General features: G+C 58.4%; 17 protein-coding genes. 8 read left to right on the top strand and 9 right to left on the bottom strand.

Annotated features, from left to right (window positions below):
* Positions 1–67: 67 nt before the first annotated feature.
* From ACRZ9U_RS11715 to ACRZ9U_RS11735, 5 genes are all read right to left on the bottom strand, one after another.
* Positions 68–1114, bottom strand: coding sequence for a molybdopterin-synthase adenylyltransferase MoeB (locus ACRZ9U_RS11715; protein ID WP_170408301.1), 1047 nt, complete (start codon positions 1112–1114; stop codon positions 68–70).
* Positions 1114–1569, bottom strand: coding sequence for a dUTP diphosphatase (gene dut / locus ACRZ9U_RS11720; RefSeq protein ID WP_170408302.1), 456 nt, complete (start codon positions 1567–1569; stop codon positions 1114–1116). The genes ACRZ9U_RS11715 and dut overlap by 1 nt, the downstream gene beginning before the upstream one ends.
* 26 nt (positions 1570–1595) lie before the next feature.
* Positions 1596–2792 (bottom strand): bifunctional phosphopantothenoylcysteine decarboxylase/phosphopantothenate--cysteine ligase CoaBC, encoded by a 1197-nt coding sequence (gene coaBC / locus ACRZ9U_RS11725; RefSeq protein WP_170408303.1) that lies wholly within the window; start codon positions 2790–2792, stop codon positions 1596–1598.
* A 63-nt stretch (positions 2793–2855) separates the two neighbouring features.
* Positions 2856–3677 (bottom strand): ChaN family lipoprotein, encoded by an 822-nt coding sequence (locus ACRZ9U_RS11730; protein ID WP_170408304.1) that lies wholly within the window; start codon positions 3675–3677, stop codon positions 2856–2858.
* On the bottom strand, positions 3674–4552 hold the full coding sequence (locus ACRZ9U_RS11735) for an RNA polymerase factor sigma-32 (protein ID WP_170408305.1): 879 nt from the start codon (positions 4550–4552) through the stop codon (positions 3674–3676). Before ACRZ9U_RS11735 ends, ACRZ9U_RS11730 begins: the two co-directional genes overlap by 4 nt.
* Positions 4553–4655: 103 nt before the next feature.
* Here ACRZ9U_RS11735 and cobU point away from each other — a divergent pair, with 103 nt between their 5' ends.
* Genes cobU through ACRZ9U_RS11755 form a run of 4 tightly spaced genes read left to right on the top strand, consistent with a single transcriptional unit; the run spans position 4656 to position 8257 of the window.
* Positions 4656–5177, top strand: a complete 522-nt coding sequence (cobU, locus tag ACRZ9U_RS11740; protein WP_170408461.1) for a bifunctional adenosylcobinamide kinase/adenosylcobinamide-phosphate guanylyltransferase — start codon at positions 4656–4658, stop codon at positions 5175–5177.
* Positions 5174–5752, top strand: coding sequence for a histidine phosphatase family protein (locus tag ACRZ9U_RS11745; RefSeq protein WP_170408306.1), 579 nt, complete (start codon positions 5174–5176; stop codon positions 5750–5752). The genes cobU and ACRZ9U_RS11745 overlap by 4 nt, the downstream gene beginning before the upstream one ends.
* Positions 5753–5810: 58 nt before the next feature.
* On the top strand, positions 5811–6695 hold the full coding sequence (locus tag ACRZ9U_RS11750; RefSeq protein WP_170408307.1) for a glutathione S-transferase: 885 nt from the start codon (positions 5811–5813) through the stop codon (positions 6693–6695).
* Between the two features lie 47 nt (positions 6696–6742).
* Positions 6743–8257 (top strand): YifB family Mg chelatase-like AAA ATPase, encoded by a 1515-nt coding sequence (locus ACRZ9U_RS11755; protein WP_170408308.1) that lies wholly within the window; start codon positions 6743–6745, stop codon positions 8255–8257.
* On the opposite strand, the gene gshB is transcribed toward ACRZ9U_RS11755, so the two are convergent.
* The 3 genes from gshB to rsmI all read right to left on the bottom strand — a co-directional run bounded on the left by gshB (position 8254) and on the right by rsmI (position 10478).
* Positions 8254–9186 carry a glutathione synthase gene (gene gshB, locus ACRZ9U_RS11760; protein WP_170408309.1) on the bottom strand — a complete coding sequence of 311 codons (933 nt, stop codon included), beginning with the start codon at positions 9184–9186 and terminating at the stop codon, positions 8254–8256. The two genes, ACRZ9U_RS11755 and gshB, sit on opposite strands and share 4 nt — an antisense overlap.
* Positions 9187–9247: 61 nt before the next feature.
* A complete protein-coding gene (locus ACRZ9U_RS11765) occupies positions 9248–9619 on the bottom strand; it encodes a YraN family protein (protein WP_480901900.1) in 372 nt (123 codons plus the stop codon).
* A 1-nt stretch (position 9620) separates the two neighbouring features.
* Positions 9621–10478, bottom strand: coding sequence for a 16S rRNA (cytidine(1402)-2'-O)-methyltransferase (rsmI, locus tag ACRZ9U_RS11770; protein ID WP_170408310.1), 858 nt, complete (start codon positions 10476–10478; stop codon positions 9621–9623).
* Between the two features lie 87 nt (positions 10479–10565).
* On the opposite strand from rsmI, the gene ACRZ9U_RS11775 reads away from it, so the two are divergent.
* From ACRZ9U_RS11775 to murJ, 3 genes are read left to right on the top strand one after another with little or no spacing between them, the layout of a single operon-like run.
* Positions 10566–11738: a penicillin-binding protein activator gene (locus tag ACRZ9U_RS11775; RefSeq protein WP_170395865.1), complete on the top strand. Its 1173-nt coding sequence runs from the start codon at positions 10566–10568 to the stop codon at positions 11736–11738.
* Positions 11698–14517: a [protein-PII] uridylyltransferase gene (locus tag ACRZ9U_RS11780; protein ID WP_170408311.1), complete on the top strand. Its 2820-nt coding sequence runs from the start codon at positions 11698–11700 to the stop codon at positions 14515–14517. The genes ACRZ9U_RS11775 and ACRZ9U_RS11780 overlap by 41 nt, the downstream gene beginning before the upstream one ends.
* Positions 14514–16055 carry a murein biosynthesis integral membrane protein MurJ gene (gene murJ, locus ACRZ9U_RS11785; RefSeq protein ID WP_170408312.1) on the top strand — a complete coding sequence of 514 codons (1542 nt, stop codon included), beginning with the start codon at positions 14514–14516 and terminating at the stop codon, positions 16053–16055. The genes ACRZ9U_RS11780 and murJ overlap by 4 nt, the downstream gene beginning before the upstream one ends.
* Positions 16056–16061: 6 nt before the next feature.
* On the opposite strand, the gene ACRZ9U_RS11790 is transcribed toward murJ, so the two are convergent.
* Positions 16062–16748 carry a rhomboid family intramembrane serine protease gene (locus ACRZ9U_RS11790; RefSeq protein WP_170395859.1) on the bottom strand — a complete coding sequence of 229 codons (687 nt, stop codon included), beginning with the start codon at positions 16746–16748 and terminating at the stop codon, positions 16062–16064.
* Positions 16749–16834: 86 nt separating this feature from the next.
* On the opposite strand from ACRZ9U_RS11790, the gene trpS reads away from it, so the two are divergent.
* A complete protein-coding gene (gene trpS / locus ACRZ9U_RS11795) occupies positions 16835–17863 on the top strand; it encodes a tryptophan--tRNA ligase (RefSeq protein WP_170408313.1) in 1029 nt (342 codons plus the stop codon).
* The last annotated feature ends 42 nt before the right edge of the window (positions 17864–17905 follow it).

Raw genomic sequence — 17905 nt, forward strand, 5'->3', positions numbered from 1 at the left:
CCTTTGACCTCATAGCTAAGACCGCCCGTCGAAATGATCCAGAGCTACCCGAAAATTTGAGCCCGCCTTAATGAGATGCCCCGCAGATCGGGCAATCGGTGCGACGCGCCAGGGTGATCTTGCGGCTTTCGCCGTATAGCGCATCGTAGATCAACATCTCACCTCGCAATGCCTGCCCGGCGCCGGTGATCACCTTGATCGCCTCAACCGCCATCATCGAGCCGACCACACCCGGCAGTGGGCCGATTACTCCAGCCTCGGCGCAAGAAGGCGCAAGGCCGGCGGCAGGCGCTTCGGGGAAAATGCACTGATAGCACGAGCCGGTTGTGGCGGGATCGAACACACTCAGCTGCCCTTCCCATTGCGAAAGCGCCCCCGAGATCAGCGGTTTGCCCAACGCAACGGCCGTTCGGTTGGCCAGGTAGCGGGTATCGAAATTGTCAGTGCCATCAAGGATCAAATCGAAATCAGCGAACAGATCTGTTGCAATCTCTTCGGTCAGACGGCGATGATAAGGCAAGACAATCACATTGGGATTCTGCGCCAACATAGACTGCTGGGCTGAAAACACCTTGGGCATACCGATATCAGCATCGCGGTGAATAACCTGCCGCTGCAGGTTCGCGTTCTCGACCTCGTCATCGTCGATTACGCCGATTGTTCCCACTCCGGCGGCGGCCAGATATTGCAGGGCGGGTGCGCCAAGGCCCCCGGCCCCGATCACAAGCACCCGCGCCTGTTTCATTCGCTTTTGGCCGGGACCGCCCAGTTCACGCAGAACGATGTGGCGGGCATAGCGTTCAAGCTCGGTCTCGCTGAACTGATCGGATGGCTTGGCGGGCTCCGACGTCTGGCCGGACGCGGCGCGATTTCGCAACGCCTTCAAACCCCGCCCATAAAGCAGCACCAGCACAGCCGCTCCAGCGAGGATCAGCCACATCGCTGCCGACCCGCCGGTTGCCTGACGCAACGGGTTACCCTCGGGCAGCAGAAGTTGAGCAATAATCACGCCTGTCAGGAGCGCGCCAACAGAAACCAGCCGCGCGCTGCGCGACACCCCGGCAATATAGCCAACACCCCAAAGCCCGGCAGCAAGGATCAGAACCAGCAGCATCAGCCCCGCCCGGTTGAACCGAACCCGCCCGCGCCGCGATCAGTCTCGGTCAGTGCCTCAACGTCCTGGAACATGGCCTGCACCACCGGTGCGACGATCAGTTGCGCGATACGTTCGCCATGCGTAATCTCGAACGGTTCCTGACCCGCATTCATCACGATCACGCCCAATGGCCCGCGATAGTCGCTGTCGATTGTACCCGGAGTGTTGGGCAAGGTGATCCCGTGTTTCAAGGCAAGGCCCGATCGTGGACGCACCTGAACCTCGAACCCCTGCGGAATTTCGATCCTAAGGCCTGTCGGTATCAGCGCACGACGGCCCGGTTCAAGAATAACAGACTCACCATCCGGCAGATTGGCGCGCACATCCGCCCCGGCAGCACCCGCGGTTTCGTATGAAGGCAATGGCACCAACGGGTCAGCCCCCTCCTCTCGGATCACGCGAATTGCCACCATACCTATACCTCTTGTCGTTATGGCTGTTATCTGGTCAGCGCGCCGGCGATCTTGGCTGCTAACCGCTTTGCCACATCATCCTTGCCCATACGCGGCCATTCTTCGGCACCTTGCTCTGAGATCAGGATCACCGCATTCTCAGAACCGCCCATGATACCTGTCGCGGGACTGACATCATTCGCAACGATCCAGTCACAGCCCTTGCGGGCACGTTTGGCCGTAGCATGTTCGATCACGTTGTCTGTTTCGGCGGCAAAACCCACCACCAAAACGGGCCTGCCACTTCCCATTCGCGCGATGCGCTTCAAAATGTCGGGATTCTCGGCAAACTCTAGCGCGGGCACCCCGTCGCGGCTTTTCTTCAGCTTCCGGTCCGAGGCACTGGATACCCGCCAATCGGCCACTGCAGCTGCAAATACCCCCGCATCCACCGGAAGCGCTGCGTCGACCGCATCCGACATTTGCAGCGCGGTCTCTACACGCACGACCTTTACGCCGTCTGGAGGAGGCACGTCAGCCGGACCCGTGATAAATGTAACATCGGCCCCCAGCGCAGATAGCGCGCGTGCAACAGCTGTTCCCTGAGCGCCCGACGATCGGTTGGCGATGTATCGTACCGGATCAATTGGTTCATGTGTCGGGCCCGAGGTCACCAGAATACGTTTGCCAGCCAAAGGCCCATCCCCGAACTGCGCCTCGATCGCCGCGACAATTTCAAGTGGCTCCGACATGCGGCCCGGACCGTATTCACCGCAAGCCATATCGCCTTCGTTCGGGCCGACAAATCGCACCCCGTCTGCTTCCAGTTGCGCATGGTTGCGCCGGGTTGCGGGATGCTCCCACATGCGGACATTCATCGCAGGCGCACACAGAACCGGCGCATCGGTCGCCATCAAAAGGGTCGAGGCCAGATCATTAGCCAACCCGCCTGCCATCTTACCCATCAGATCGGCCGTTGCCGGAGCAACCACGATCAGATCAGCCGAACGGGAAAGCTGAATATGACCCATCTCAGCTTCATCGGTCAGATCAAAGAGATCTCGATAGACCTTTTCACCGGCCAGGGCAGACACGGATAACGGAGTTACGAATTCTTCGGCAGCACGCGTCAAAACCGGCGTGACCGCCGCACCACGTTCCCGCAACCGCCGGATCAGGTCCAGCGACTTGTAGGCCGCAATCCCACCGCCGATAATCAGCAGAATACGTTTCGATGACAGCATGGCTCGCCCTTCCCGTCCCGGTCGGCCCTGACATTAGGCAACGCTGGCGGGCAGTTCCAGCAGTTAATTCTGCACCTCAAAGGCTTTGCAGGGGTCTTCTCGCTCGACTGTGGGGCTATCGATAACAGCATCAAAATCCCCGCTCACGACCCCATCTTCGGATTGTCCAAGCACAAAGACCTTCAAACCGGGGCGCAGTCGCGACAGAAAAGTCGGAATTCCGCGATCCTTACGGGCATGGCCATTGCCAGTGATGACCGCGACAGGCCCACCAGTTTCGTCGGTGGCGCGCAGAATGGCTCGGGTCAACACAGCGTCCCTCAGACGTTGAATGGCTACCATCTGCGGTAGAACTTCAGCGGGCAATGCGTCGCAATGTGCCGCCAGTTGATCAGCCTCGCGTGCGGCTTGATCTTCATCCGACAGAGGTACAGTCAATCCATATCTGGCCGCATCAGCCCCCAACGCTGTGGCCGCCCCGCGTTCCATAGCAGCGCGGGCCGCTTCACGCGGAACCATCGCGCCATACACCGGCACATCCGCGGCCTGAAAAATGGGGTAGTACATTCTGAGAGGCGGCCAACCGGATTCTGCCCAGCGCAGAATTCGGGACAGCTCCTCGGGATTGGTTGCCGCTTTTTGAGCCAACCGCTGAGCACCTTCTTCGGTCACCATCTCCCAGACAACCGCCGTGGGCGCGATTGCCTCAACTGCTTCGGCTTGGACCAGATGATGCTGAGGGTTGTCATGTATCTCGCCCAGAATGACGACATCCGCGGCCCGCATGTCGGCCAACACGTCCTGAGGGATAAATTCAGCAGCTCGAACCGTTTGAGGCAAAGTGGCGAGCAACACAAAAGCTGTAAGAATCGCAAGAGGTTTCATGCGAAGAAGTGTTGCACCTCGCGCGATTGCGCTTCAAGGTTCTTGCGCATCTTTGTGAATGCTGCCGCCTCGAGCTGGCGCACACGCTCTTTCGACAGGCCAAGCTCTTTCCCAAGACTTTCCAGCGTCCGGGCAGGCTCACGCAGTTTTCTTTCGCGAACGATAAACCGCTCGCGATCGTTCAAAGCTTGCATCGCCGCCACCAGCCATTCGCGCAGTTGCTGGTTGTCGTGGCTGTTCTCTACTACCTCAGCGGCTTGTTCGCTGTCATCTTCCAGCGCATCAATCCACTCGCGCCCGTCCTCATCTGCAGACTGCACCGCATTCAGCGAGAAATCGGACCCTGTCAGACGGCCTTCCATCATCTCGACATCACGCAGCGGGACTCCGATTTCGGCGGCAATCTTCTGATGCAACTGATGGCGATCCAGCTCCAGCCCCTCAGTCGCGGCTTCGCGCTCCAGACGCGCCTGTACCCGACGCATGTTGAAGAACAGCGATTTCTGGGAAGAGGTCGAACCAGTGCGCACCATCGACCAATTGCGCATCACGTAATCCTGAATGCTGGCCTTGATCCACCACACTGCATACGTTGAAAACCGCACACCCCGATCCGGATCGAACTTGTCGGCGGCTTTCATCAAGCCCAGTCCCGCCTCCTGAATCAGATCATTCATCGGCGCGCCGTAGCGTTTGAATTTCGCCGCCATTGATATCGCCAGCCGCATGTAAGCCGTAATGAGGCGATGCAGCGCCTGTTCATCGCGTTCATCGCGCCAGGCATAGGCCAGTTTCAGTTCTGTCTCGGCATCCAGCAACTCGGCCTTCATTGCCTTACGGGACATCGAAAAATCATGTGCGTTGTCGAGTGCCATGCAATTCTCCCCTTTTATCACAGGCGATGGGCCGGGCTTGCCTTGCCGACTTGTGGTCGATACGCAGGACAAAACCGGGTGGATCACCAGAAAGGTAATAAAAGTGCATGCCGATTTAACCTTTATCCTAGGCGGCGCTGCATCCGGAAAATCTGCTTTTGCGGAGCAACTTGCTGTTTCAACTGGGAAAAGTCGCGTTTACCTTGCGACATCACAAGTGTTTGATGACGAGATGCGCCTAAAAATCAGGCAACATATTGCACAACGCGGCAGCGGGTGGACGACGATCGAAGCGCCATTTGATCTATCGCCGGAACTCGCCAAGCTGACAAATGATCAGATTTGCCTGATCGATTGTGCAACCATGTGGCTGACAAATCACCTGCTGGCAGAGAATAACCTAGAGGAAGCACAGGCCGGGCTGCTTGAGGCGATGAAGACCTGTGCCGCCCAGATCGTCGTGGTATCAAACGAAGTCGGCCACGGGATCGTCCCCGACAACGCCTTGTCCCGTCGATTCCGCGAGGCGCAGGGACGGCTGAACATCGCTTTGGCTGCGCAGGCAGATCGGGTGGTGCAGGTTACGGCCGGGCTGCCGCTGGTTCTCAAAGGGCAACCCCTATGACGCGCCTGCATTTGGTACGGCACGGCCCCACCCATGCTAAAACTATGGTAGGCTGGTCCGACCTTCCTGCCGACTTGAGTGATAAGGCCGCGATTGCACGGCTTGATGCGCATCTGCCTTCCAATGCCGTCGTAATCTCATCAGACTTGTCACGCGCCAGCGATACGGCCAGCGCCATTCAAGGCACGCGACTCCGCCTTCCGCACCACCGCGATCTGCGCGAAATTAATTTCGGCAACTGGGAGATGCGCCCCTTCGCCGAGATCGAGGCGGAAGACCCCGAGCTTTGCTTTGCCTACTGGGATAATCCGGGCGAGGTCAGGCCTCCAAACGGGGAAAGCTGGAATGAGGTCCGCGCGCGTGTCGATAGGGTCGTCGACACCCTGATCGCGGCCCATACCGGATGTGACCTAGTCCTGGTCGCCCATTTCGGAGTGATCCTGACTCAGGTCCAACGCGCTCTGGACGTGGACGCCCAACACGCGTTTGGTCACCGCATCGACAACCTGTCCGTCACCGAGATCACGCGCCATAACGATGGTTGGACTGTAGGTCGGATTAATCACCGACCGTGATAAGGTTGCGCACAAATCTCTGATTTACCGACGCGTCTCTGTCCGACATCGTTGCCGCATGACATATGATCTCTTTATCGGTGACCGGTTGTTCTCGAGCTGGTCCATGCGCGGATGGCTGATGCTTGAGAAATTCGGCCTGCCATACCGCACCCACATGATTGGCCTTTATTCCGGCACAATGGCGGCGGATATGGAACCACTGGCCCCGGCGCGCCTTGTTCCTGCGCTGCGTCTACCAGATGGAACCGTGGTCGGCGAAAGCCTCGCGATGGCAGAGACATTGGCCGAACGCCACCCCGAAGCAGGGCTTTGGCCGTCAGACCCCGCCGCGCGCGCCACAGCCCGGTGGCTTTGTGCTGAAATGGTTGCCGGTTTCACAGCGCTGCGGGGGCAATGCCCCATGCAGTTGAAACGTTGCTGGGAAGGGTTCAAACCTTCACCTGAAACGATGACTGATTTGCAGCGGATCGAAACCCTCTGGGCCCATGCACGGAAGGTCTCTGGCGCCGCGTCGGGCCCGCTGTTTGGTGCCTATTCTCTGGCTGATATTTTCTACACGCCGGTCGCTGCGCGGATTGTCGGCTATGGCCTGCCCGTGTCCGAGGTCAATCGTGCATACTGCATGCACCTGCTCTCTGATATCGCAGTTCGGCAATGGCGCGCCATGGGCATGACGGTCGCGTATGAGCCCTTCCCGTATCCGCAAGACCTTCCCGCACACAGTTGGCCAATTGGCGGGGGTTCAGGGGCATTGGCAGTCAGCACAGGCCCCTCGGTCAACACAGCCTGCCCCTATTCCGGCAAGCCTGTACAAGACTATCTGGAACTCGATGGCAAGATTTGGGGCTTTTGTAATCCGTTTTGCCGAGACAAGACCATTGCCGACCCTGAGGCGTGGCCGAAATTTACGGCGATGGTTGCTGACGTTAACGATTCTTAAACTGCAGCCATGGCAGCAACGTCCTGTTAACCAAGAACAGGATTGCCATGGTCGCCCGCGCCCACACCGTTGCCTTTCAAGGGGTCGATGCCCGCCCGGTCGAGGTGCAATGCGCCGTCTCACCGGGCCTTCCGGCCTTTTCCATCGTGGGATTGCCGGACAAGGCAGTCTCCGAAGCACGGGACCGTGTTCGTAGTGCGCTAAGTTCGATGGCGATCGCGCTGCCGTCGAAACGGATCACGATTAACCTTTCGCCTGCAGATCTGCCCAAAGAGGGCAGCCATTTCGACCTGCCTATCGCCGTCGCTTTGTTGACTGCGTTGGAAATCATTCCAGCGGATGCTGCCGAGGGCGCTGTCGCGTTGGGCGAGTTGTCTTTGGATGGTTCTCTGGTACCCGTCGTCGGCGCGCTGCCCGCAGCCATGACCGCAGCCGCCGATGATCGCAGCTTGCTTTGTCCCAGCGCCTCTAGCGCCGAAGCCGCGTGGGTGGATGCCACGCAGGTAATCGGAGCGGGCTCGTTGGGGGATGTGGTGCGGCACTTTACCGGTCAGTCTGCGCTGCCCGCTGCGACACCGGGCGAAGTGAAACTATCACCCAACGCACGGGACCTGCGGGACGTGAAGGGGCAAGAGCGCGCCAAACGCGCCTTGGAAATCGCCGCAGCCGGGCGGCATCATTTGATCATGATCGGGACACCGGGTTCCGGCAAATCCATGCTGGCGGCGCGTCTGCCGAGTATTTTGCCGCCTCTGAGCCCGGTCGAAGCTTTAGAGACATCGATGATCCAGTCGCTTTGCGGCTTACTGGACGAAGGTGGCATCAGCCGCGCCAGACCGTTTCGCGAGCCGCACCATACCGCTTCGATGGCCGCGATCGTGGGCGGTGGCAAAGGCGCGAAACCCGGTGAGATTTCACTGGCGCATAACGGCGTCCTGTTCATGGACGAGTTTCCCGAATTTCCGCGCACAGTTTTGGAAACCCTGCGCCAACCTATTGAAACCGGAGAGGTAATGGTCGCCCGCGCCAACGCCCATTTGAAATACCCATGCCGCTTTATGCTGGTAGCCGCCGCGAACCCGTGCAAATGCGGATACCTGACGGACCCATCCCGCGCCTGTTCACGCGCGCCGGTCTGTGGTGAGGATTACTTGGGGCGTATCTCAGGGCCGTTGATGGACCGGTTCGATTTGCGCATCGAAGTCCCTCCGGTCGGATTTACCGATCTCGATCTGCCGCCTACCGGCGACAGCTCTGCGACCGTCGCAGAGCGGGTCGAAGCGGCGCGCGCCATACAAGCAGATCGCTTTCGCGACACGCCAAATACCCGTCAAAACGCAGATGTCGAAGGCAATGTGCTGGAAGAAATCGCCGCCCCTGATGCCCAGGGCAAAGAACTATTACTGAAAGCCGCGGAACGCTTTGGCCTGTCGGCCCGCGCCTTTCACCGCATCCTACGCGTGGCCCGCACCATTGCCGACCTCGAAGGTGAGCCGGATGTGCGCCGCCCCCATGTCGCCGAGGCGCTGAGCTTTCGCATCAGCGCCAAAGCAGGAGCTTAAAGTTTCGCCTCAATCGCTTGCCAGATTTTCTCGGCGATGTTCACGCCATTGAACCGCTCAAGCTCCTGAATACCAGTGGGTGAGGTCACGTTGATCTCGGTCAGGTAGTCGCCAATTACATCGATCCCCACAAAGATCTGACCACGTTCCTTCAATAACGGTCCGATCGCAGCGCAGATTTCCATATCTCGCTCGGACAGGCCGATTTTCTCGGGGCGCCCGCCCACATGCATGTTCGAGCGGGTCTCGCCCTCAGCCGGAACCCGGTTGATGGCGCCCACTGGCTCTCCATCGACAAGTATGACCCGCTTGTCGCCATTGCGCACATCGGGCAGGAATTTCTGCGCGATCAGAGGCTCACGAGAAAAGCCGGTGAACAGCTCATGTAGCGATGTCAGGTTGCGGTCATTCGCATCAAGACGGAATACGCCAGCACCTCCGTTGCCGTAAAGCGGCTTGAGGATGATATCGCCATGCTTTTCCTTGAACGCCTTGATGGTTCGCAAATCCCGCGCAATCGCGGTGGGCGGAGTCAGTTCAGGGAAATCCAGAACCAGCAGCTTTTCGGGATAGTTTCGCACCCAAAACGGATCGTTAACCACCAGGGCCTGCCCCTTTAGCCGGTCAAGCAAATGGGTCGAGGTGATGTAGTGCATGTCAAACGGGGGGTCTTGGCGCAGCCAGACGACATCAAATTCAGCAAGGTCCACTTCACGCTCAGGGCCCAACACTGCCGGGTTGCCAGCGACTCGTTGCACCGTCATGTCATGGCCGCGCGCCGTGATCTTGCCTTCCTGGTAAGCCAGTTGATCCGGGCCATAAAAAAACAGCTGGTGGCCGCGCACCTGAGCCTCTTCTGCCAGACGGAAAGAGCTGTCGGCGTTGATATCCACGGCCCCGATTGGGTCCATCTGAAAGGCGATCTTCATGGTGTATCCCTCAATTCCACGCTCGATACATGGCGCAGAGGCTTGACGGGTTCAATGGGGGTCAGTCCAAACCAAAGGCGTTTTCGATGGTTTGAACAGTTCCAGTGTCATCAACCAGTGCCGCATCAAACCGAGTATTCGTCAGCTGACCAGCAGGCTCCTGTTCAAGATACTGGGCAGCGGATGCACAAATTCGATCCATCTGTCGGCGACTAATCCGGGCGGCTGCGCGGTCAAAACTACGGCTTTTCTTAACCTCAATGAAGACCAACCCATCTGCGTTGCGCGCGATCAGATCTATTTCACCGCCAGCACCGCGCCACCTGCGTCTTGCGATTGAATAACCCCGTCGCTCGTATTCGGCGGCCACGCAAAGTTCGGCGGATTGTCCAGCGTGATAAGATACAGAACCCCGAACGGATCTCTGTGCCATATCATCCCTTTCCCAGCTTCAGAGCCATCTGATAGACCGGGCGGCGCGGCAGGCTGAACATCTCTGACACCAGATCTGCCGCATCACGCACCGAATGCGTTTGCAATGCTTTTATCAATGCCTCTTCTACGTCAGAGTCCTTAACAGATTGCGAATGGGCGCGATCCACAAGCAGAACCACCTCGCCCTTAACCGATAAGCCCTCGTACTCTGTTGCCAGATCAGCGAGCGTGCCACGACGCGTTTCTTCGAACTTCTTCGTGAGTTCACGGCACAGGGCCGCCTGTCGGTCTCCACCCAAAATATCCGCGAGATCAGAGAGGCAGGCAGCCACACGCTTCGGCGATTCATAGAAGACAAGCGTTCCGGGGACGCTGCGCAGGGATTCGATTCGTGAACGCCGTGCGCCAGAGGCATTGGGCAAGAACCCGGCGAAGAAAAATGCATCCGTGGGAAGCCCCGCCAACGTCAGCGCCGTCAAAACAGCAGACGGTCCCGGTGCACATGTCACGTTGTGCCCAGCCTCAGCCGCCTGGCGGCCTAAATCATAGCCGGGATCGGCGATCAGCGGCATTCCCGCCTCGGACGCGTAAGCCACCGATTGCCCTTGTTCCAGCGCCTCAAGTATTTTGCCCCGCGCGCCCGCGCCGCTGTGATCATGGTAGGCCAATATGCGGCGCCCTTTGAGCGGCACGCCATGGATTTCCATCAAACGTCGCAAGCTGCGTGTATCTTCGGCAGCAATCATGTCTGCCGAGGCCAAAACATCGAGCGCCCTGAGCGTAATATCGCGTGCCGTCCCGATTGGGGTGGCAATAAAGTACAGCCCAGCGGCCAATCTGATCTTTTGGAAATTCAAAGCTGGACCCTCACAGCGTGACGTTTATTATCGCGGTTCAATATACCAAGGTGCCCTCAGACGCCGGATCAGGGAGTTTTCTTTTAGATGTTTACCGTTTGCAAGCCCGCACGCAAACTGGCGAAATCCGCCATTGTACTGGCCACGGCCGCTTTTCTGGCCGCCTGTGAAGTCGGCGGCATCAGCGGAGGCCCCTCGATCGACACCTCTGACCCGGTTCCGGTGGCCCTGTTGGTCCCAAGCGGATCACCTCAGTCTGGCGATGCGGCCCTTGCCCGTAGCCTTGAGAACGCGGCACGGCTGGCTATAGCGGATTTGCCGAACGTCAAGATTGATCTGCGCGTCTACGACACGGCCGGCAATGCCGGAACGGCCTCGGCGGTTGCACAGCAAGCTGTAGCGGACGGGGCCAAGATCATTCTTGGGCCAGTGTATGCACAAGCCGCAAACGCGGCAGGACTTGCGGTGCTAAACAACAATGTGAACGTGCTGTCCTTCTCGAACAACACCAGCATTGCGGGCGGCAATGTCTATGTGCTTGGCCCCACTTTCCAGAACACGGCCAACAGGCTGGTGAACTACGCCGGACAGCAGGGCAAAAACAGTACTGTCATTGTGCACAGCAATGACTCAGCGGGCCAGCTAGGCCAGTCTGCCATCGCTGCCGCGCTCAGCAACAGCCGCGTCAACAATGCGGGCACAGTTGGATATGACCGGTCTCAGCAGGGCGTGATCGATTCGGTTTCGGCGATCAAAGCAACGGTCGATTCGACCGGCGCGGATTCAATTTTCCTGACCGCGACGACGGCGGGCGCGCTCCCCCTTTACAGCCAGTTGTTGCCCGAGGCCGGTGTATCTCCTGCGACAACTCAGTATATCGGCCTGACACGCTGGGACATTCCGGCCCAAACGCTGGAATTGCCTGGCGTACAAGGTGGCTGGTTCGCACTTCCCGATCCGGCAAAGGCACAGGCTTATCGCCAGCGTTACAACAACACCTACGGTGAGGCACCACACCCGATCAGCGGGCTTGCCTATGACGGAATCGCTGCGATCGGAGCCTTGGTTAGCCAGGGCAAATCGAACGCGTTGACAGGTGCAGCATTAACCCAGAACGCCGGTTTTCAGGGTGTCGGCGGTATTTTCCGCCTGCGACCGAACGGTACGAACGAACGCGGTCTGGCTGTTGCCACGATCCAGAACAAACAGGTGGTTGTGATTGACCCTGCCCCACAAAGCTTCTCTGGCGCCGGATTCTAATCGACCGGCGCAGGGCTCTGCGCCCGATGTCAATCTGATCTGCGCGGCTGACGAGATTTTTAACAACGCCGAGGTCAATGCCAACCTGTCCGCCGCTGTTGAAAACAGTTCGGACAACGCAGCCTTGCGCGCCGAGACGGTGCGCATTCTGCGAGAGGCGCAAAAGACAGGCCGCAAGGCGATTGCGGACGCCTTTGCCGAGCGCCCATTTGATGCACTGCCGCTGACGCATTCCTATACCTATCTGACGGATCAGATGGTCGGGACAGCAATGCGCATCGCCAGCGAGCATCTGCATCCGCTGGCAAATCCAACGCAAGGCGAGAAAATCGCTGTGCTGGCAGTGGGAGGTTATGGCCGGGGTGAGATGGCCCCGTCATCCGATGTAGATCTGCTTTTTCTGACGCCGTACAAAATCACCGCCTGGGCTGAGAGCGTGATCGAATCCATGCTCTATATTCTCTGGGATCTGCGGCTGAAGGTCGGTCACTCTTCACGCACGATCAAAGATTGCCTGCGTCTGGGGGCCGATGATTTCACCATCCGTACCGCCATGCTGGAACAACGGTATCTCGTCGGGGATCAGCCCCTTGCGCAAGAACTTGAAGCGCGCCTGAAGACCGATCTTTTCAAAGGCACCGAGCGGGAATTTATCGAAGCCAAGCTGAAAGAGCGCGATGAGCGGCACCTGAAGCAGGGTGAACGCTATATGGTCGAACCCAATGTCAAAGAGGGCAAGGGCGGCTTGCGCGACCTGCAATCGCTCTACTGGATCGCAAAATATATCTATGGCGTAACGGATGTGGCCGAACTGGTCCCTATGGGCCTCTTTACGCCCGAAGAGTTTGACGAGTTCGCGCAAGCCGAAGAATTCCTCTGGGCCGTCAGGTCTCATTTGCATCTGGTGACGGGCCGCGCGACGGAACAACTGACCTTCGATCTGCAGGTCGAGGTGGCCGATCGTATGGGATATCAAGACCGCGCCGGTCGGCGCGCCGTCGAGGTGTTCATGCAACGCTATTTCCGCGAAGCCACCCGTGTGGGCGAATTGACACGGATTTTCCTGACCAAACTGGAAGCCTCGCACATGAAGGGCGCGGCCTTGCTGGAACGTATTTTCCGCCGTCGCCCCCGCGTCAAGGCCGGTTACCGCGTGGTCCATGGCCGCCTGGATATCGCGGACCCTGACACGTTCCTGTCAGACAAGGTCAACCTGTTACGGTTGTTCGAAGAGGGTTTGCGCACGGGTATGCTGATCCATCCCGACGCAATGCGGTTGGTAACGGCCAACCTGAACCTGATCGACGATGAGATGCGCAACGACAAAGAGGCGCGGCGCATCTTTCTTGATCTGATGCTGAAACACGGCAACCCCGAACGTGCCCTGCGACGCATGAACGAGTTGGGGGTTCTGTCAGCCTTTTTGCCCGAGTTTGAGCACATCGTGGCGATGATGCAGTTCAATATGTATCACAGCTATACGGTGGACGAGCATACGATCCAGTGCATTGTCAATTTGGCGCAGATCGAGCGAGGAGAGTTAATCGAGGAACTGCCCTTGGCGTCATCCATCCTGGAGGGTGGTGTTAGCCGAAAGGTTCTATACGTGGCTCTGTTGCTGCACGACATCGGCAAAGGACGCCCCGAAGATCATTCGATTCTGGGTGCGCAAATCGCGCGCAAAGTGGCACCACGATTGGGGCTGAGCAAGGCGGATTCTGAAACCGTCGAATGGCTTGTACGCTATCACTTGCTGATGTCCGATATGGCGCAAAAACGCGACATCTCAGACCCGCGCACAATCCGCGATTTCGCGAAAGCTGTTGCAACCGTCAAACGGCTGGACTTGCTGACGGTGCTGACAGTCTGTGACATCCGCGGTGTCGGACCAACGACCTGGAACAACTGGAAGGCTACATTGCTGCGCGCTTTGCATGCTGACACCAAACACGCACTGGAATCCGGGATGGAGGCGCTTAACCGAGCCAATCGTGGAGATGGGGCGAAAAAGCGGTTGCGGGCCGAATTGGAAAACTGGTCCAAATCTGACCTGAAAACCGAAACCGGGCGGCATTATGATCCGTATTGGCAGGGACTGAACCTTTCGACACATGTCGAATTCGCGGAAATGTTGAAATCGCTGGAGGACAGCGGCGATCCGGGTGCCGTAGAAATCCGTCTGCATCCGGATGAGGATCGCGACGCCACCCGCGCGTGTTTTGCCATGGGTGATCATCCGGGTATTTTTTCTCGCATAGCGGGGGCACTTGCCCTTGTAGGAGCCAACGTGGTTGATGCCCGCAGCTATACGACGAAAGACGGATATGTAACTGATGCGTTCTGGGTTCAGGACGCCGAGGGCCATCCCTTCGAGGCCACGCGCCTGCCTCGGCTGACCCAGATGATTCACAAGACACTCAGGGGTGAGGTTGTCGCACGGGACGCATTGAAATCCCGCGACAAGATCAAGAAGCGCGAACGCGCCTTCAACGTCCCGACCCATATCACCTTCGACAACGAAGGTTCAGAGATTTACACGATCATCGAAGTCGACACCCGCGACCGGCCCGGACTGCTATATGATTTGACGCGCACGATGGCAGCCGCCAATGTCTATATCGCGAACGCAGTGATCGCCACCTATGGAGAACAGGTGGTCGACACGTTCTATGTCAAGGATATGTTCGGCCTGAAATACCACTCTGAGGCCAAGCAACGCGGGTTGGAAGCCAAGCTGCGCGCGGCCATCACCGAAGGTGCCGAGCGGGCCGCATCATGAAGCCGATCCGCCTGATTTCGGGCTTTTTCACCGTTGGGTTCTGGACCTTGGCAAGCCGCATTCTGGGCTTTTTGCGGGAAATCCTGCTGACCGCTTATATCGGGCCCGGACCGGTGATGGACGCTTTCGTCGCAGCCTTCCGACTACCCAATATGTTCCGCCGCTTCTTTGCCGAGGGCGCATTCAACGCAGCCTTTGTTCCAATGTTTTCAAAACGCCTTGAAGGCGGCGAAGACGCCGAAGGTTTCGCACAGGATGCGTTTAACCTGTTGGCGGTGGCGGTGTTGGCGCTAGTCGGTCTGGCGATGGTCTTCATGCCCGCGTTGGTTTGGATAACCGCCGAAGGATTCTATGGTGATGAACGCTTCGATCTGGCGGTGGATTATGGTTACGTCGTGTTCCCCTACATCCTGTTTATGTCCCTCGCTGCGCTGTTTTCCGGAGTATTGAACGCAACCGGACGCTTCGCCGCTGCAGCCGCCGCTCCTGTGCTGCTGAACATATTCGCCTGCTCCGCGTTAATCTTTGGCGCGATATCTGGTGGAGAAATCGTACGCTGGCTCATCGCGGTCATCCCAGTCGCAGGCATCGCGCAATTGGCGCTTGTCTGGATTGCGACTGAACGCGCCGGAATTCGCATTCGGCTCGGTCGGCCAAAGCTCAGCCCGGAAATGCGCCGCATGGTGCGGATCGCGGTTCCTGCGGCGCTGGCCATGGGCGTAACGCAAGTCAATCTTGTAGTCGGACAGCTTGTGGCATCAAAAACCGAAAAGGCAGTCAGTTGGTTGTTTGCCGCAGATCGTTTGTATCAACTGCCGCTCGGAGTGGTTGGCATTGCCGTCGGCATCGTGCTGTTACCCGACCTGTCGCGCCGCCTGCGCGCAGACGACAAAGATGGAGCACGCAACGCCTTTTCAAGAGCCGGAGAGTTTACTCTGCTTCTGACCTTGCCTTCAACGGTTGCCTTTATGATCATCCCCGGCCCGTTGGTCTCGGTCCTGTTCCAACGCGGCCAGTTCAGCGCCGAAGATACAGCGGCGACCGCCTTGGCCGTGGCCATCTATGGTATCGGGCTGCCCGCATTCATGCTGCAGAAGCTGCTGCAACCGTTGTTCTTCGCCCGCGAGGATACCAAATCACCGTTTCGATACGCTGTGGTTGCAATGGTGGTGAATGCCGGGCTTGCCTTTGGGCTTTATCCCATTTTCGGGTGGATTGCGCCCGCAATCGCAGCGTCGACTGCTGGCTGGGCCATGGTTGCGCTGCTTGCAATCGGCGCGCGCAGAATGGGCGACGAAGCCCGATTTGATGACCGGTTCAAACAGCGGATCTGGCGGGTCGTGGCGGCATCGGCTGGCATGGGGGTGGTGTTGATTGCGGCCATTAACCTCTTCGGCTGGACGTTCGAAGTACCAGGCTGGCGTTACCTTGCGCTGCTCGTGCTCATTGTAACTGCGGCGGTGGCCTACTTCCTGTTGGGGCACATCTTTGGCGCCTTCCGGATTTCGGAGTTCCGCACAGCGCTGCGCCGAAGCTAATGCGCATCAATCGCGTCGCGTTTTGCTGAGGATGCGTGCCCAGCCACCCGGAGCCAGAAAGAAAGACAAACCAAAACCGGTGGCAAAACCGCCCAGATCGGCGACCCAATCCGAGGTCCCACCGAAGATCAGACCGAACAGCAACTGAATGCCCATAAGAACCGCGATCAGGCTGAATGCGCGCGATTGGTTTTCACCCACCAGAGAAAGCTTGCGCCACAGCAGCCAAGTGAACGCGCCGATCAGCCCGTAAACCGGAGGAAACCCGCCAACCAGAGGATAAGGCGGGTTCAGCAGCACCGCGTAGGCCAGCGCTCCGCCTACGCCAGACAGCACGAAAATGATCAGCATGGCGACACTGCCAAAGACCTCGGCAACCATCTTACCCATCGCCAGCACAAACACGCAGACAAACACTGCTTGCGTGAAATTGGCCTGAACAAAGGGATAGGTGACAAAGCGGATCGCATGTTCGAACGGCCAGCGCCCGTTCTGAACCATCCAATCGAAGATATCGGGCGAAAACGTATATTGCTGCAGCGCATCCAGCCGCCAACCAACGGCGGTTGGCCCACCGACCAAGCCCCTGCTGCCAAGCAAGAAGATCAGTTCAATCCCGATGATGAACAGAACCAGCGCCACCACGACCGGCGGCAGAGGGTTCACGGGCGGTGTATAATGCTCACTGCTCATTGGGCTGGCCTTTCGCGGCTGTTGACGTCCCTTGGCCTCATGGGTAAGCGACGGGGGCTGATTTTTCCAGACAGGAGTTTCCTTCGATGACCGAGACCCAATTCACGCCGCGCGTGTTTTCCGGCATCCAGCCTTCAGGAAACCTGCACTTGGGTAATTACCTGGGTGCACTTAAACGTTTCGTGGATATGCAGGGGCCGGAATACGAGACCGTCTACTGCATGGTCGACCTCCACGCGATTACTGTCTGGCAAGATCCGGATCGTCTGCGTGAAAAGACCCGCGAAGTTTGCGCGGGGTTCATTGCCGCTGGTCTGGATCCCGAGAAATCCATCCTGTTCAATCAGAGCCAGGTGCCCGAGCACACACAGCTGGCATGGATCTTCAACTGCATCGCCCGTATCGGCTGGATGCAGCGAATGACACAGTTCAAGGACAAGGCCGGTAAGAATGCGCAGAATGCTTCGCTGGGTCTGTTCGCCTATCCTGCCCTGATGGCGGCAGACATTCTGGTCTATCACGCGACCCATGTGCCTGTTGGTGAAGACCAGAAGCAACATCTGGAACTGACGCGCGACATCGCAATCAAGTTCAACCATGACTATGGCGTCGATTTCTTTCCGGTAACCGAACCGGTCATCGGTGGGCCTGCGCCCCGTGTGATGAACCTGCGTGACGGGTCCCGGAAGATGTCGTCGTCAGACCCGTCTGATATGACGCGGATCAACATGACCGATGATGCCGACGCCATCGCCAAGAAGATCCGTAAAGCCAAGACCGATCCGGACGCTTTGCCATCGGAGGTCGATGGCCTTGAAGACCGTCCCGAGGCGCGCAATCTGGTGAATATCTATGCCGCGCTTAGCGACCAGACGGCCGCACAAGTGCTGGCTGAGGTCGGCGGGAAGCAATTCGGTGAGTTCAAGCCATTGTTGGCAGAACTTGCGGTCTCGAAACTCTCGCCCATTTCAACCGAAATGGCGCGCCTGATGGGCGAAGAGGCCGAGATTGATCAGATTCTCGCCCGAGGTGCTGAACGGGCACGTGCAATCGCGGCCCCGATTCTGCAGCAGACCTACGAGATTGTAGGGATGGTCGGTGCGGGCAAGTCCTGACCACGCGATCGCAATCCAAAAAGAACGCCGCCCTTTCTCGGG

The sequence above is a fragment of the Ruegeria sp. D7 genome, from assembly GCF_056534355.1.

What these genes read in the sequence shown, in the direction of transcription:
- ACRZ9U_RS11775 (WP_170395865.1), top strand. Translation starts at nt 10,566, where the DNA reads ATGTTTACCGTTTGCAAGCCCGCACGCAAACTGGCGAAATCCGCCATT.
- trpS (WP_170408313.1), top strand. Translation starts at nt 16,835, where the DNA reads ATGACCGAGACCCAATTCACGCCGCGCGTGTTTTCCGGCATCCAGCCT.
- ACRZ9U_RS11765 (WP_480901900.1), bottom strand. Translation starts at nt 9,619, where the DNA reads ATGGCACAGAGATCCGTTCGGGGTTCTGTATCTTATCACGCTGGACAA.
- ACRZ9U_RS11755 (WP_170408308.1), top strand. Translation starts at nt 6,743, where the DNA reads ATGGTCGCCCGCGCCCACACCGTTGCCTTTCAAGGGGTCGATGCCCGC.
- ACRZ9U_RS11745 (WP_170408306.1), top strand. Translation starts at nt 5,174, where the DNA reads ATGACGCGCCTGCATTTGGTACGGCACGGCCCCACCCATGCTAAAACT.
- coaBC (WP_170408303.1), bottom strand. Translation starts at nt 2,792, where the DNA reads ATGCTGTCATCGAAACGTATTCTGCTGATTATCGGCGGTGGGATTGCG.
- ACRZ9U_RS11715 (WP_170408301.1), bottom strand. Translation starts at nt 1,114, where the DNA reads ATGCTGCTGGTTCTGATCCTTGCTGCCGGGCTTTGGGGTGTTGGCTAT.
- ACRZ9U_RS11790 (WP_170395859.1), bottom strand. Translation starts at nt 16,748, where the DNA reads ATGAGCAGTGAGCATTATACACCGCCCGTGAACCCTCTGCCGCCGGTC.
- murJ (WP_170408312.1), top strand. Translation starts at nt 14,514, where the DNA reads ATGAAGCCGATCCGCCTGATTTCGGGCTTTTTCACCGTTGGGTTCTGG.
- ACRZ9U_RS11735 (WP_170408305.1), bottom strand. Translation starts at nt 4,552, where the DNA reads ATGGCACTCGACAACGCACATGATTTTTCGATGTCCCGTAAGGCAATG.
- ACRZ9U_RS11730 (WP_170408304.1), bottom strand. Translation starts at nt 3,677, where the DNA reads ATGAAACCTCTTGCGATTCTTACAGCTTTTGTGTTGCTCGCCACTTTG.
- ACRZ9U_RS11750 (WP_170408307.1), top strand. Translation starts at nt 5,811, where the DNA reads ATGACATATGATCTCTTTATCGGTGACCGGTTGTTCTCGAGCTGGTCC.
- gshB (WP_170408309.1), bottom strand. Translation starts at nt 9,186, where the DNA reads ATGAAGATCGCCTTTCAGATGGACCCAATCGGGGCCGTGGATATCAAC.
- dut (WP_170408302.1), bottom strand. Translation starts at nt 1,569, where the DNA reads ATGGTGGCAATTCGCGTGATCCGAGAGGAGGGGGCTGACCCGTTGGTG.